The 13,887-nt window shown below is 45.2% G+C and carries 12 protein-coding genes; 7 read left to right on the top strand and 5 right to left on the bottom strand.

The window, feature by feature from the left end:
• The first annotated feature begins 113 nt into the window (after window positions 1-113).
• A complete protein-coding gene (locus LZG74_RS03520; RefSeq protein WP_233795226.1) occupies window positions 114-1,094 on the top strand; it encodes a kelch repeat-containing protein in 981 nt (326 codons plus the stop codon).
• Window positions 1,095-1,130: 36 nt separating this feature from the next.
• A complete protein-coding gene (locus LZG74_RS03515) occupies window positions 1,131-2,768 on the top strand; it encodes a M1 family metallopeptidase (protein ID WP_233795225.1) in 1,638 nt (545 codons plus the stop codon).
• On the opposite strand, the gene LZG74_RS03510 is transcribed toward LZG74_RS03515, so the two are convergent.
• The 4 genes from LZG74_RS03510 to LZG74_RS03495 all read right to left on the bottom strand — a co-directional run bounded on the left by LZG74_RS03510 (window position 2,760) and on the right by LZG74_RS03495 (window position 5,217).
• Window positions 2,760-3,428, bottom strand: a complete 669-nt coding sequence (locus LZG74_RS03510) for a thiamine diphosphokinase (RefSeq protein WP_233795224.1) — start codon at window positions 3,426-3,428, stop codon at window positions 2,760-2,762. The two genes, LZG74_RS03515 and LZG74_RS03510, sit on opposite strands and share 9 nt — an antisense overlap.
• A gap of 3 nt (window positions 3,429-3,431) precedes the next feature.
• A complete protein-coding gene (locus LZG74_RS03505) occupies window positions 3,432-3,773 on the bottom strand; it encodes a hypothetical protein (protein ID WP_233795223.1) in 342 nt (113 codons plus the stop codon).
• A 105-nt stretch (window positions 3,774-3,878) separates the two neighbouring features.
• On the bottom strand, window positions 3,879-4,709 hold the full coding sequence (gene mazG / locus LZG74_RS03500; protein WP_233795222.1) for a nucleoside triphosphate pyrophosphohydrolase: 831 nt from the start codon (window positions 4,707-4,709) through the stop codon (window positions 3,879-3,881).
• A gap of 25 nt (window positions 4,710-4,734) precedes the next feature.
• Complete coding sequence (locus tag LZG74_RS03495) at window positions 4,735-5,217, bottom strand: PaaI family thioesterase (RefSeq protein ID WP_233795221.1); 483 nt, start codon at window positions 5,215-5,217, stop codon at window positions 4,735-4,737.
• Between the two features lie 163 nt (window positions 5,218-5,380).
• Here LZG74_RS03495 and LZG74_RS03490 point away from each other — a divergent pair, with 163 nt between their 5' ends.
• Together LZG74_RS03490 and LZG74_RS03485 are read left to right on the top strand one after the other, a co-directional pair.
• Window positions 5,381-6,175, top strand: a complete 795-nt coding sequence (locus LZG74_RS03490; protein ID WP_026631322.1) for a phosphosulfolactate synthase — start codon at window positions 5,381-5,383, stop codon at window positions 6,173-6,175.
• A gap of 42 nt (window positions 6,176-6,217) precedes the next feature.
• Entirely contained in the window at window positions 6,218-6,874 is a 657-nt protein-coding gene (locus LZG74_RS03485; protein ID WP_233795220.1) for a DedA family protein, read from the top strand.
• Between the two features lie 97 nt (window positions 6,875-6,971).
• On the opposite strand, the gene guaB is transcribed toward LZG74_RS03485, so the two are convergent.
• A complete protein-coding gene (gene guaB / locus LZG74_RS03480; RefSeq protein WP_233795219.1) occupies window positions 6,972-8,447 on the bottom strand; it encodes an IMP dehydrogenase in 1,476 nt (491 codons plus the stop codon).
• A 249-nt stretch (window positions 8,448-8,696) separates the two neighbouring features.
• Between guaB and LZG74_RS03475 the strand changes: the two genes are divergently transcribed.
• The 3 genes from LZG74_RS03475 (at window position 8,697) to LZG74_RS03465 (ending at window position 13,853) form a co-directional block, all read left to right on the top strand.
• Window positions 8,697-9,287 (top strand): RNA polymerase sigma factor, encoded by a 591-nt coding sequence (locus LZG74_RS03475; RefSeq protein ID WP_233795218.1) that lies wholly within the window; start codon window positions 8,697-8,699, stop codon window positions 9,285-9,287.
• 17 nt (window positions 9,288-9,304) lie between these two features.
• Window positions 9,305-10,306: a FecR family protein gene (locus tag LZG74_RS03470; protein ID WP_233795217.1), complete on the top strand. Its 1,002-nt coding sequence runs from the start codon at window positions 9,305-9,307 to the stop codon at window positions 10,304-10,306.
• A 112-nt stretch (window positions 10,307-10,418) separates the two neighbouring features.
• On the top strand, window positions 10,419-13,853 hold the full coding sequence (locus LZG74_RS03465; RefSeq protein WP_233795216.1) for a TonB-dependent receptor: 3,435 nt from the start codon (window positions 10,419-10,421) through the stop codon (window positions 13,851-13,853).
• Window positions 13,854-13,887: the final 34 nt, after the last annotated feature.

The following is a 13,887-nucleotide window of genomic DNA, read 5'->3' as shown; positions in this document are numbered from 1 at the left end:
ACCGGCCCTATGCTGGTCTTTCTGTTTTATAAAATATGTTTGTACCTTGATGCATATTTCCGACCAGGCATTTGTTCAGAAAATATCCCTTACCCACATCAAAAGCGAATAAAATGAGCTCAAAATTAAGAACCCCGATATTTCTGATTGCCTTAACCCTCCTTATCCTCCCTGCATATGCACAGATATGGAAGGTTTCCGAGCCCGAGAATCTCCCCGAAAAGAGACACGAAAATGCAATGGCAACGGCGAATGGGAAACTCTATCTTTTAGGTGGCCGCGGCGTTAAGCCCGTTGACGAATATGACTTCAAAAAAGATTCCTGGTCACATTTGAAAGAGACACCGCTGGAAATGAGCCATTTTCAAGCTGTTACTTATAAGAATGAAATTTACGTTTTGGGCGCATTTACAGGCGGTTATCCACACGAAACGCCAATTCCAAACATTTACATCTTTAATCCCATCAAAAATGAATGGCGAAAAGGCGCTGCCATTCCGCAAAATCGTTTGCGCGGCGCCGCGGGGGCCTTTGTTTTAAATGATAAAATCTATCTCGTTTGCGGCATTCAGGATGGACATTGGGACGGACAGGTTACCTGGTTTGATGAATTCGACCCGGCGACAAACACCTGGAAAACACTCCCCGATGCGCCCCGACCAAGAGATCATGTACAAGTGGCTGTTTATGAAAATAAATTATATGTTGCCGGCGGGCGCTTATCAACCGCTCGTATCAACCAGGTTTTGAACACGGTGATCAAGGAAGTGGATGTATATGATTTCAAAACGGGCAAATGGTCGACATTGGATGAATCTAATAATTTGCCAACATTAAGAGCAGGCAACACGACGGTGGTTTACGGAAACAAAATCCTGATTATCGGCGGTGAAAGTGACGCGCATGTGGAGGCGCATAAGGAAGTTGAAGCTTTCAATACACAAACCCAAAAATGGGAAAAATTGCCCTCCTTGCACCAGGGGCGTCATGGAACGCAGGCTGTTTCGTTGAATAAAAAAATATTTATTGCCGCAGGATCTGCCAACCGGGGCGGCGGCCCGGAACTGAACGACATGGAAGTTCTGGACAAATAAAACTGCAATTAACCTCGATAAGAAAACTTTTTTTAGATGCGAAAAATATTGGCTTGCTTCTTCCTGCTGGCTGCTAACATCAGCTGGGCCCAGAACACAAAATTCACCCACGCCGACACATTAAGAGGCTCGATAACACCTGAAAGGGTTTGGTGGGATTTAACTTATTACCATTTAAGTGTGCGCCCCAACGCCCAGGACAGCACATTAACAGGCTCAACGAAAGTAGTCTACAAGGTTATCAAACCGTATCAAACCCTGCAAATCGATTTGCAGGAACCGCTACAAATTACCAAGGTTACGCAGGATGGCGAGTCGCTCACTTACAAGCGGGATGGAGACGCTTTCTTTATTGCATTAACTAAAAAGCAGGAAGCAGGAGAAACGGAATCGATTGAAGTGTTTTATTCAGGTAAGCCAAGATTAGCAAAACGCCCTCCGTGGGACGGAGGCGTGCAATGGGTGCCGGACGGAAAAGGAAACACCATCATTTCGACTTCTTGCCAGGGTCTGGGATCCAGCGTCTGGTGGCCTTGCAAGGACCACATGTATGACGAGCCCGACAGTATGCTCATCAGCATCACGGTCCCCAAAAACATGATGGACGTTTCAAATGGAAACCTGAGGTCGGTTATAGAGAACAATGATGATTCGCATACATTCAATTGGGCGGTTCAAAATCCGATCAACAATTATGGTGTAAATATGAATGTGGCCAATTATGTGAGTTGGAAAGAAACATTCAAAGGTGAAAAAGGAGATTTGGCACTGAGTTATTATGTGCTGCCCCAAAATCTGGAAAAAGCGAAGGAGCAATTTAAGCAAGCGCCTAAAATGCTGAAGGCTTTTGAACATTGGTTTGGGCCCTATCCATTTTATGAGGATGGTTATAAACTGGTTGAAGTTCCGTATCTCGGTATGGAACACCAGAGTTCCGTAACCTATGGTAATGCTTACAAAATGGGTTACCTCGGCAAAGACCTGTCCAACACAGGCTGGGGCTTGAAATGGGATTTTATTATTATTCATGAAAGCGGTCATGAATGGTTTGCCAACAACATTACTTATAAGGATGTTGCCGATATGTGGGTCCATGAAAGTTTCACAAACTATTCTGAAAACCTTTACACGGAATTCTATTTCGGGAAAGAAGCCGGTGCCGATTATGTTATTGGAACCCGAGCTCTGATTGCTAATGACAGTCCCATTATTGGCACCTATGGAGTGAATAAGGAAGGGTCAAGGGATATGTATTACAAAGGTGGCAACATGTTGCACACGATCCGGCAGGTTGTGAATGATGATGAAAAATGGCGTCAGATTCTCCGGGGTTTGAATAAAACATTTTATCACCAGACTGTCGACGGGTCGCAAATTGAGGCTTATGTAAGTGATCATGCGGGTAGGAACATTAGCAAAGTTTTCGATCAGTATCTGCGTGATGTCCGGATCCCTGTTTTTGAATATTCATTTAGTAACAAAGGGCTTCAATATCGCTGGGCCAATGTTGTAGAAGGTTTTGACATGCCCGTTAAAGTAAAAATAGGCGGAAAAGAAGAGTTGCTTTATCCGACCGGCAGCTGGCAAAGCCTTAAAACGAAGGGCATCAAGACGCTGATCGTCGACAAGAATTTTTATGTAGAGTCAAAAGAAACGAAGCCGGCATCAATGTAGGTCCCAGCATTCCATAATCAAAAGGTCTCCCTTTTTGGCCGAAACCCTGACCATTCCATCCACCTCAGCCTCGTTGCTGTTTCCGGTGCGGTGGCCCAAAGTCAGGGTTTCGTTATGTAAATTGTATTTCAACCCGCTAGTTTCAATGCCTTCGACTGCACCGACCGGAATCAACGAAATGGGTGTTCCGGCAACATACCATTTTTCAAATGTGCCGGACAGCGGGAAAATCTTCGAATAATCATCAAACATTACTAACCTGATCTGGTCTTTGTAGCGGACCATATTGGTAATGTTAGTGATGGCATGATCTGCCCGGCGACCAGTTGCCCAAACAATGTTAGCAGCCGGGAAACCTCTGCCTATTAAGAAATCAATCGCTTTTTCAAGATCTGTCTTCTCCTGATCGGGGGTGCTGATGATCTCAATCGGGTGCTGTCTTTCGGAAATTGCATCAAAATCATGCTGCTGGTCGAAGTCACCCATCCACACATCCACTTTAATTCCCAAATCCAAAACCCTGTAAATCGCGTGGTCCAAAACAACAATGAAGGGACTCCATTCAAGAAGTTGCCCTAAAAGTTCTTCACTGCATGCTTCTCCGTTAGCAATAATCAGCGCCGGTTCCTGTTTTTCTTTGACTATGTGGTGGGATGACATTAATTACAATTTATTCTTAACAAGGGTTACAAGCTCCGTAAGGACACCATGCAGTTGCACGAATTGCTCACCAATCTGTTCAAAACGTTTGTCAACCTGTTCAAAACGCTGATCAATGCGATCAAATCGTTCATCGTGTTCTGTAAGTTTTATTTCGATACGTCCTACTTTGCCCTCGAGTTGCGCGAAACGGCGGTCAACCTTTCCAAATTCTTCTCTTACTTCCTTGAAACCGAGATCAACGCGGTTTGTCAATGATGCTAATCCGTCTGCTACCATTTCGATTTGCTTTCCGTGCCCGCTAGTCACGTTTTCCAATTGTGCCAGTCTTTCTTCTACGTACATAAAAATCTCGTTATATGTTAAACAATGAATGCGACACTACAACTTATAGCGCGCCGTCTGTTTAGACGTCCATTAATTAAAAAAGTAACGAGAAACGTGAGTAAATTAAATCTTGATCGCCTTAGCTTCGTTCCAATATACATCCATTTCTTCCAATGTCATATCAGATAATGACTTGCCTTTTGCACGGGCTGCCTCTTCCAAATATTGAAAACGCCTGATAAACTTCTTATTCGTGCGTTCCAGGGCTGTTTCAGGGTTAATGTCGACGAATCTGGAATAGTTAACCAAAGAAAACAAAAGATCCCCAAACTCTCCTTCCGCTTCTTTCTGATCTATAACCTCGCCATTTTCAATGTTGAAACTTTCTTTGAATTCCTGCAACTCCTCCTGAACCTTATCCCAAACCTGCTGCTTTTCATCCCAGTCAAAACCAACACCTCTTGCTTTTTCCTGAATTCGCATGGCCTTAACCAATGCTGGCAAAGAAGCAGGCACACCTCCCAGAACAGACTTGCTGCCTTCTTTTAATTTCAACTTTTCCCAGTTTTGCTTCACAGCTTCCTCATCCTCCGCCACGAAATCTCCATAAATATGTGGATGCCGCGAGATCAGCTTGTCAGCAATGCCATCCAGGACATCCTTAATGTCGAACTGGATCCCCTCGTCTCTCTTTTCAGAACCGATTTTGGCATAAAAAACAATGTGCAGCAAAACATCCCCCAGCTCCTTTTTGATTTCCGGCAAATCATTTTCCAAAATCGCATCGGACAACTCGTAGGTTTCTTCGATAGTCAAATGGCGTAATGTGTCCATGGTTTGTTTCCGGTCCCATGGGCATTGTTCACGCAGCTCGTCCATAATGGTCAACAGCCTGTCGAAGGCCATTAATTGCTCCTGGCGGCGAACAGGCAGATCATTAAATTGCTTTTCCATAACACAAAGATATGTTGCCTGAACATTACCCGGCAGACGGGGACGGAATTTTAAAACCGGTCTGGATCATGTTGCTCGTGCATTTGGCGACGATCCGGCCATCTTCCTTGAAAATCTTGCCCTCTACATGGATAATATTTTTTCCCTTGCGCACCACCGTCGACTTTGCTGTAAGCACGTCACCCGGGAAAGCCGGATTCAGGAAATCGCAATTCAGATTCACGGAAGTAAAAGCAAATTCACCTCCCAGCGCATACACCATTGTGCCAACGATATCATCCAGAATAGTAGACGCGATTCCGCCATGCAAGGTGCGCATTGGGTTACACATATCCTCGCGGACTTCGTACTCGATTTCCAGGGCGCCCTCCGAAGCATCGATCACTTTTCCGTTCAGCCACTTTGCAACAGGCGAAAAGTTGCCGGCCATGTGTTTTCCTTTCCACTGAAGTAATAGATCAATCCGACTTTCAGGCAGTAAGTCGGAAGGATTAGCTTGTGAATCCATTTAAATTTGTAAGTTGACAGTTTGCAATGAAATATTTTAAAAATAGTAATTATCATAGAAAGATACATGGAAAAGACTCAATGATGTGGATTTTATTGCGACGTATCAAAGGTAATTGCTACCTTTGCCGAAGTTTTTGCCAGAGATAAAAGCATACCCATATATGAATTTTACGTTATCGCAAGTTCCTGCCCGTTCTGAAAAGCCCAGGAAAAAAGGGATCACCATGGTAATGGATAAAGGACTGAGTGTCAGGGAAACAGAAGATATGCTATCCATTGCATCCCCCTATATTGATATCGTAAAACTAGGTTGGGCGACCTCTTTCGTAAGCCCGAATCTCAACGAAAAACTGGCGGTCTATAAAAACGCAAACATTCCGGTCTACTTCGGCGGGACTCTTTTTGAGGCTTTTGTGGTAAGAAACCAGTTTGACGATTACCGGAAGCTGCTCGACAAGTATGACCTCAAATACGCCGAAGTTTCGGACGGGTCGATTGAAATGAACCAGGATGTAAAATGTGAGTTCATTCGCACGCTGGCCCAGCAGGTTACGGTCCTTTCTGAGGTTGGTTCAAAGGATGAGAATAAAATTATCCCTCCTTACAAATGGATCCAGCTGATCAAATCGGAATTGCAGGCGGGTGCATGGAAAGTGATCGGAGAGGCGCGCGAGTCTGGTAATGTTGGTTTATTCCGTGCCAGTGGCGAAGTTCGCCAGGGTTTGGTAGAAGAGATCCTCACCGAGATTGCATTCGAAGATATGCTTTGGGAGGCGCCCCAAAAATCACAGCAGGTTTGGTTTGTGAAACTCCTGGGTGCCAATGTAAATTTAGGAAACATTGCTCCAAGCGAGCTTATTCCACTCGAAACAATCCGCCTTGGATTGCGTGGTGATACATTCAATCACTTTCTGAATGCAAAGACCAAACAGAAATGGAAAATTGATTCCAAGTAGTTTCTGCGCCTTTCAAAATATTTAGTCCACCAAAACATACCTATGGAATTTTTAACGCAATTCGTCGATTTCTTCCTACATCTCGACAAGCATTTATTCAACATTGTTGAGGAATACGGAACATTAACTTACGTAATTCTTTTCCTCATTGTCTTCACAGAAACTGGCCTTGTAATTATGCCATTGCTGCCAGGTGATTCACTTTTATTTGCTGCGGGCGCCATTGCTGCCAACGAAGGGACCGGCCTTAATGTCTGGCTGATCATTATCATTCTAATCGTTGCGGCGCTTTTAGGAGACAATCTTAATTATTTCGTGGGGAAAAAATTTGGGGGAGAAATCAAGAAGCGGGAACGCATTCTATTCCTGAAAAGGGAATATCTTGAAAAAACCGAAGCATTCTATGAAAAACATGGCGGAAGCACGGTAATCATGGCACGTTTCATCCCGATCGTTCGTACAGTAGCGCCTTTCGTGGCTGGTGCGGGAAGCATGAATTATTCAAAATACATCGTTTACTGCGTAATCGGAGCGATTCTTTGGGTTCCTTCACTTACATTGCTGGGCTATTTCTTCGGCAATATGGAGATTGTTAAAAAGAACTTTGAACTGGTTATCTTCGGAATTATCGGATTCTCAATCCTCCCAATGATATATCAATATCTGAAAAGCAGATTTGCAAAACCGAATGTAGCGTAACCAGCATTCGCTTTTTTTGAGATACAATAAACATAAAAAACGCCTCGTAACATTTTGTCACGAGGCGTTTTCATGTTATGTCAATCCTACTAACTGCTTACGATTTCGAAGAATAATTCGGTGCTTCTTTCTGGATCATCACATCGTGCGGATGACTTTCTCTCACGCCGGCTGATGTGATTTTTACGAATTGTGCTTTTTGCAATGATGCAATGTCACCCGCTCCGCAGTAACCCATTCCCGCTTTCAAGCCTCCAACCATTTGATATACAATCTCGGAAACCTTGCCTTTGAAAGGAACGCGACCCACAATGCCTTCCGGAACCAGTTTTTTCACATCATCCTCAGCATCCTGGAAATAACGGTCTTTCGATCCATCTTCCATGGCTTCCACTGATCCCATTCCGCGGTATGCTTTAAATTTCCGTCCCTCGTAAATCACGATTTCGCCCGGTGCTTCGTCGCTTCCTGCAAGCATGGAACCGATCATAATGGTGCTTGCGCCGCCTGCCAATGCTTTCGTCATATCCCCGGAGAAACGAATTCCGCCATCCGCGATAACGGGAACATCCGTGTCTTTCAATGCCTCAGCTGCCCACATAACCGCCGTAAGCTGCGGAACGCCGATTCCGGCAATGATACGGGTTGTGCAAATACTGCCAGGTCCAACGCCCACTTTCACCGCGTCTGCACCAGCGTCTGCAAGTGCCTTGGCAGCTGCGCCTGTGGCCACATTACCAGCAATTACATCGAGTTTAGGGAATTGTGCTTTTACCGATTTCAATGCTTCGATTACGCCCAAGGAATGTCCGTGAGCCGTATCCAGGCTGATCACATCCACACCGGCTTTAACCAATGCTTCGACGCGTTTCAGCAAATCGGCCGTAACACCAACCGCAGCGCCTACGCGCAAACGACCATATTCGTCTTTACATGCATTCGGGTGCGATTTACGTTTCAGGATATCCTTATAAGTGATTAATCCCGTCAGTCTGTACTCTGAATCTACGATCGGCAGTTTTTCAATTTTGTATTCCTGAAGGATTTTCTCTGCGTCATCCAGTGACAAACCATCGGAAGCGGTGATCAACTTGTCTTTTGTCATAATCTCTGTTACAGGCTTGTTCATTTCTCTTTCGAAACGCAAGTCCCTGTTTGTCAGGATGCCGATAAGCTTGTGGTCTTTGTCAATAACGGGAATCCCGCCGATCTTGAACTCGCGCATGATCTGGTGCGCGTCACCTAATGTCGCTGTGTCCGAAAGGGTGATCGGATCGAGGATCATGCCGCTTTCGGAGCGCTTCACTTTCCTAACCTGCTCAGCCTGAGCTTCGAGAGACATATTTTTGTGAATAATCCCGATCCCTCCTTCTTGCGCCATGGCAATCGCCAGGTCGAATTCGGTAACGGTATCCATTGCAGCGGAAACAAGCGGAATGTTCAGCTCAATGTTACGGGTTAGCTTGGTTTTTGTTGTTGTGTTGCGAGGCAGAATTTCTGAATAACCAGGTATTAGAAGAACGTCGTCGTACGTTAGCGCCTCGAAGAGGACTTTGGATGGGTCTGTGCTCATAGCAAATAAACTATTGTTATTTGCCGGGCAAAATTAAGAATAAGTTTGATGCCGAGCAAACATTTTGTCAAATGCCAAATATTAATTTTTTAAGAAACCAAAATCCCCTATCGCCCCAGGCGCCTTCCATTCCGGGAAACACCAATCTTACCATGTGAATAAAACGATCTGCGAAATGCGTATTTTTAAAAATTATTAAAAATATGATAAAATGGTTTAGGGATAATTGCAGGTTGCTTGACTATAACTTTGCAGCCACAAATCCAGGCCACATTAAAGGTTCAGATGAAGCCAACATTTACCGATGAACAACTGGTCGTTCAGCTTTCCGAAAGCAATAAACGCGCTTTTGAGGAGATCTATGACCGTTATTGGTATAAGTTGTACTGCATTTCATTTCACCAGACAGGGTCCAAGGAAGAAGCAGAAGAACTGGTGCACGACTTGTTTGAAAGCCTTTGGAAGAGAAGGTTAGAGAGTAAAATCACGCATCTGAGCTCCTATCTGGTCATTGCACTGAAATATTTGGTCGTTAATCACATCAAATCGCAGATTACCTGGCGGAAATACCAGGAATATGTGCTTCTGAACAAGATCCACGAGATTTCGACGACGGAGGAGAACATTGAATTTAATGATCTTTCCGAAGCCATTGATAAGGCGATGAAAAAATTGCCGGAGAAAACGAGCCGCGTGTTTCAGCTTAGCCGCTTTGAAAATCGGTCTGTTAAGAACATTGCCAAAGAACTCCACATTTCTGAAAAAGCTGTGGAATATCACATTACCAAGTCCCTGAAAGTCCTGAAAGACAATCTTTGGATTTATCAGACAGATAATTGAGACCTTACCCCTTAAAAATGAATCAATACGATTTCCAGAAAACCCTGAAAAAATATCTTGCCGGGCAGCAAACCCAGGAAGAAGAGGATTTCATTCTGGAACATTTAAAAAATAACCCTTTGAACGAAACACCCGTTTTCGAGGACGAAAAGGCGGTTATAGGTAAGCGAATTAAGAAAAAACTGGTTGCTAACACGATCGCTGAGCCCATTGTTGTCCGTTTGAGGCCTTATCTGGCTGCTGCGGCTTCGGTGCTGGTTGTGATCGGGTTCTGGTATTTTTTTACAAATAAAAACACGCCTGAAACCACTGCTGCACTGGATTTCTTACCTGATGACAGCGTTATTGAAATTAAAAATACATCAGGCAAATCCCAAAATGTGCCGTTGGAAGATGGCAGCATTGTGATTTTGCAAAAGAACAGCAGCATTAGTTACCCCGAACATTTCGGCAAGAAAAACAGGCTTGTTTACTTACACGGCGAAGCTTTTTTTCAAATAAAACGAAATCCTGCAAAGCCATTTATCGTCTCGACGGGCACATTGGTTACAAAAGTGCTGGGAACCAGTTTTACGGTTAAATCCTATGACGAATCTGCGTCTGTGGAAGTACAGGTGAAGACGGGCCGCGTGTCCGTTTATGAAGGAACGGCTAAGAATGTTGTTAATCGTAACGGTGTGATCCTGACGCCAAATCAGCGCATTGTTTTTGATAAAAAATCGAAGAAAATAGAGTTGTCCATCATTGAAAACCCGATGCTGGTCGTTCCGGTCAGCGAAACCGAACATGGCTTCACGTTCTCCGAAGTCCCTGTGAAAAATGTATTCTCAGCCCTCGAAAAATCTTACGGAATTGATATCGTGCTCGAAAACGATTCAACCGATTCCTGCCTTTTTACAGGCGATTTGAATGGGTTAACGCTGTTCCAGCAGCTGGATCTGATCTGCCAGTCGGCCAACATTACTTACGAAAGACGCGGAACGGCCCTGTTTGTCCAGGGTGCGGGATGCGACATTTAGTAAGCAAATAAATGGCGATGATGCTCGAACATCACCGCCACCATTACGCTGTTGTTACCAACAGTTTCATTTGATTGTCTTTGCGTTTGCGTTCACAAAAACCTCTAAAAATATGCATAAAAAAATACCCCTCAAAAGGGTTGTTTACAAGGTCATGAGTACTACGGCTAAACAACTGATTATCGCCATATTATGCTGCGGCATGTCGTTCGCGCATACACTTCACGGGCAGGAATTGCTGAATAAGGAGATTTCACTGAAAGTGGAATCGCTGGAAGTGAAAAAGGTGCTCCAAATGATCGAAAAGCAGGCGGACGTGAAGTTCGTATATAGCACATCGAGTATTCAGAATTCGCAAAATACAAGTCTGAAAGAGGTTAAGGGAACCTTGAACAAGGTCTTGGATCAATTGCTGACGCCTTTGAATGTGTCCTACGAAGTGGTTGGCAACTCGCGGATCCTGCTCAGAAAAAAGCCCTTAGCTCCGACCGGGAACGAACAAACATTGCAAAACCAGGGGATCACAGCGGAGCGTAACATTACAGGAAAAGTGCTGGACGAAAAAGGCGCCGGTCTTCCGGGCGTGAACATCCTGCTTGTAGGCACGCAACAGGGTACTTCCACGGATGAAAATGGTAATTTTCGCATAGCAGTGCCCGATCAGAATGCCACTTTGAAATTCTCCTTCATCGGCTATGTAAGCCAGGAAGTGCTTGTGGATAAGGAGATTATCAACGTAACACTTGCTCCCGACGTGAGTGCGCTGAAAGAAGTGGTTGTGGTGGGTTATGGAACGCAGGAAAAGAAAGATGTGACTGGCGCGGTGTCATCCGTGAAAGGCGCGGATTTCCAAAATCTGCCTTCCGGCGGCGCACAGCAAGCATTGCAAGGCCGCGCCGCAGGTGTGAACATTGTCCGCAACGGCGGTGCTCCGGGTGATGCGGGTTCCATTCAGATACGTGGTTTTGGAACGGTTAACAACTCTTCTCCATTGGTGGTGATCGACGGCGTTCCGGCTGGCACAATGAATGACGTGAACCCGAATGACATTGAATCCATTGAAATTCTGAAAGATGCATCTGCTTCCGCTATCTATGGAACTAGGGCGGCAAATGGCGTTATCCTGATCACGACCAAACGTGGGAAATTCGATAATCCACTGTCTGTCACCGTGAATGCTTATGTAGGCGTTACGAACCGGATCAAATCCCTGGATGTGCTTACCGCGCCTCAATTAGCAGAAATGAAGCAAAAAGCATACACCAATGACAAGCTAGACATTCCGGCGATCTGGGAAGATAAACAATATCAGACGCAGCTTACCAACTGGCAGGACGAACTTTTAAAGCAGGGCGTTACCCGCAATTACGACGCATCGCTGCGTGGTGGCGGCAAATATTCGACCTTTGCGATTTCGGGAGGTTACTATAATGAGGACGGAATAATCGGGAAATCAAACTATACGCGGTATACATTCAGGATCAATTCGGACCATAAGGTGGGTTCGCGGATTAAAATCGGGCAGAATTTCCAGTATACCAACACGCATAATTCAGGTCCGGACACGCAATCTTCACAGACTGGCCTGCTGTTCACCGCTATCCGTTTCCATCCTGGTTTGCCGGTCCGCAATGCCAATGGCTCCTATGGTTCAACCGACGGATTGGGTGCATTCGGAGACTTGAACAACCCCATTTTTACAGTTGATACACAGGATAAAAATAATATCCGAAATCGCTTTCTTGGCAACCTTACCGGCGAACTTGAAATTGTGAACGGATTGAAATTGCGTGCAAACCTGGCCATGGACGGTACGTTTTCAGACAGCCAGACATTTGATATAAAGGTTAACGACCAATTCCGCAAAAATTCTTACAATCAGTTGAGCGTAGGCCGTGATAAAACGTGGTCTTTCTTGCAGGAATATTTCCTTTCTTACGACAAGGCATTTGGCAAAAATTCGCTGAGTGTGGTCGGCGGTTATACTTCGCAGACATTCAAAAGCATTTATGCTAATCAATGGGGACGTGAGTTTGCCAGTGAAGATCCTTCGTTGCGTTACATGCAGTATGCCGGGATCATCGTCTCGGTTCCTTTGGCGAACGGCGGCAACGGCGGCCGCAGTTATGACGCGCTTGGGTCGTGGTTCGGAAGGGTTAATTATTCCTTTAATGACCGTTATCTGTTTACGGCAACTATGCGGAGTGACGGATCTTCCAAGTTTGCTCCCGGAAATCAGTGGGGCATTTTTCCGGCATTCTCGCTGGGCTGGAGACTTTCGGAAGAAGATTTTTTCAAAAATGCATTGCCTGTTTTCAGCAATTTCAAGCTGACGGGTGGCTGGGGACAGCTGGGTAACCAGAATGTGGCTTCCCTGCAATATCTGGCTTTGATCAACTCTACTTTCCGTTATGCATTCGGAAATGGCGGGGTGCAAAATCAGGTTTCAGGCGCTGCTCAGAGCAGGCTTGCCAATTTGAACATTGGCTGGGAAACGGCGGAAATGAGCAACTTCGGCCTGGAAGCAGGTTTGTTTAAAAACAGCCTCTATCTGTCTGCAAACTATTTTATTAAGGATACCAAGAAAATGCTGCTTGCGCCGCCATCAGTCGGCACAATCGGCAGCGCCACTATTCCTGACCAGAATGTGGGACAGCTTAGAAACCAGGGCTTAGAGCTGGAAGCTTCCTACAAGCATACAGTTGGTGCGGTAACATTCAATGTAAGTGGTAATGCGACTTTTATAAAAAACAGAATTACCAAACTGGCCACGCCAGGTGGCTTCCTGGCAACGCAGCTTTACGGAAGGGGCCAGCAAGAGATTGTAAGAACGTATGAAGGACAGCCATATGGCACTTTTTATGGCTATAAAACGAATGGAATTTACCAGAATGTCAATGAAATTGATGGCGATGCAAACATTTCAAACGATCCGCGCCGTGCAGACGGACAGATTGTGCCGGGCGATGTGCGTTTCCTGGATTTGAACAACGACGGCATTGTGGATGATGATGACAGAACGATCATCGGCAGCCCGCAGCCAAAGATCAACTACGGATTTTCTGCGGGTGCTAACTATAAAGGGTTTGACTTCACATTGTTCTTCGTGGGTGTAGGCGGCGTTTCGATTTACAATGCTGACCGCATGCAAGGGCTTGACGCAAGTTATCCTTTCAACCTCTATGCCGATGCTTTGAACAGCTGGAACGGCGAGGGATCGAGCAACACCATTCCGAGGATGAGCATTAACAACACGAACCGGAATTTCAGGCCTTCCGACCTCTTTGTGGAAAAAGGAGATTACCTGCGCTTGAAAAACATGACCCTTGGATATGCTATTCCAAAGAATGCGATCAGCAAACTAAAAATGTCACAGGCGCGGATTTATGTGACAGGGCAAAACTTGTTGACCTTCACGAAATACTCGGGCCTTAATCCGGAGCTGGGATATGTCGGAAGCGGCGGCACTTACAATCAGCTGAACGTGGATTATGCGCAATATCCGCTGGCCCGCACGTGGACGATTGGCACCACCATTTCTTTCTAAAACCCACTTAGACCAAAACTGAAAGAATTTATTT

The sequence above is a fragment of the Dyadobacter sp. CY327 genome, assembly GCF_021390415.1.
GTDB classification, from domain to species: domain Bacteria; phylum Bacteroidota; class Bacteroidia; order Cytophagales; family Spirosomataceae; genus Dyadobacter; species Dyadobacter chenhuakuii.
Note: the sequence above shows the minus strand (reverse complement) of the source record. Positions and strands in the feature narration are given on the sequence as shown.